The sequence below is a fragment of the Streptomyces sp. NPDC053069 genome (genome assembly GCF_044546895.1).
Classification (GTDB): domain Bacteria; phylum Actinomycetota; class Actinomycetes; order Streptomycetales; family Streptomycetaceae; genus Streptomyces.
On the sequence record NZ_JBITZN010000031.1, the window covers coordinates 1 to 1,197 of the forward strand.

Annotated in this window: 1 rRNA gene (only partly in view); it reads right to left on the reverse strand. The window is 56.6% G+C overall.

The window, feature by feature from the left end:
• Nucleotides 1-22: 22 nt before the first annotated feature.
• Nucleotides 23-1,197, reverse strand: a 23S ribosomal RNA gene (locus ACIGXP_RS39925) (it continues 2,032 nt past the right edge of the window).

The window sequence follows — 1,197 nt, forward strand, 5'->3', positions numbered from 1 at the left end:
AACACAGTGGACGCGAGCAACTGAGGACAAGCCCTCGGCCTATTAGTACCGGTCACCTCCACCAGTTGCCTGGCTTCCAGATCCGGCCTATCAACCCAGTCGTCTACTGGGAGCCTTACCCCATCAAGTGGGTGGGAGTCCTCATCTCGAAGCAGGCTTCCCGCTTAGATGCTTTCAGCGGTTATCCCTCCCGAACGTAGCCAACCAGCCATGCCCTTGGCAGAACAACTGGCACACCAGAGGTTCGTCCGTCCCGGTCCTCTCGTACTAGGGACAGCCCTTCTCAAGACTCCTACGCGCACAGCGGATAGGGACCGAACTGTCTCACGACGTTCTAAACCCAGCTCGCGTACCGCTTTAATGGGCGAACAGCCCAACCCTTGGGACCGACTCCAGCCCCAGGATGCGACGAGCCGACATCGAGGTGCCAAACCATCCCGTCGATATGGACTCTTGGGGAAGATCAGCCTGTTATCCCCGGGGTACCTTTTATCCGTTGAGCGACGGCGCTTCCACAAGCCACCGCCGGATCACTAGTCCCGACTTTCGTCCCTGCTCGACCCGTCGGTCTCACAGTCAAGCTCCCTTGTGCACTTACACTCAACACCTGATTGCCAACCAGGCTGAGGGAACCTTTGGGCGCCTCCGTTACCCTTTAGGAGGCAACCGCCCCAGTTAAACTACCCATCAGACACTGTCCCTGATCCGGATCACGGACCCAGGTTAGACATCCAGCACGACCAGACTGGTATTTCAACGACGACTCCACACACACTGGCGTGCATGCTTCACAGTCTCCCAGCTATCCTACACAAGCCGAACCGAACACCAATATCAAACTGTAGTAAAGGTCCCGGGGTCTTTCCGTCCTGCTGCGCGAAACGAGCATCTTTACTCGTAGTGCAATTTCACCGGGCCTATGGTTGAGACAGTCGAGAAGTCGTTACGCCATTCGTGCAGGTCGGAACTTACCCGACAAGGAATTTCGCTACCTTAGGATGGTTATAGTTACCACCGCCGTTTACTGGCGCTTAAGTTCTCAGCTTCGCCCACCCGAAAGTGAGCTAACCGGTCCCCTTAACGTTCCAGCACCGGGCAGGCGTCAGTCCGTATACATCGCCTTACGGCTTCGCACGGACCTGTGTTTTTAGTAAACAGTCGCTTCTCGCTGGTCTCTGCGGCCACCCCCAGCTCAGA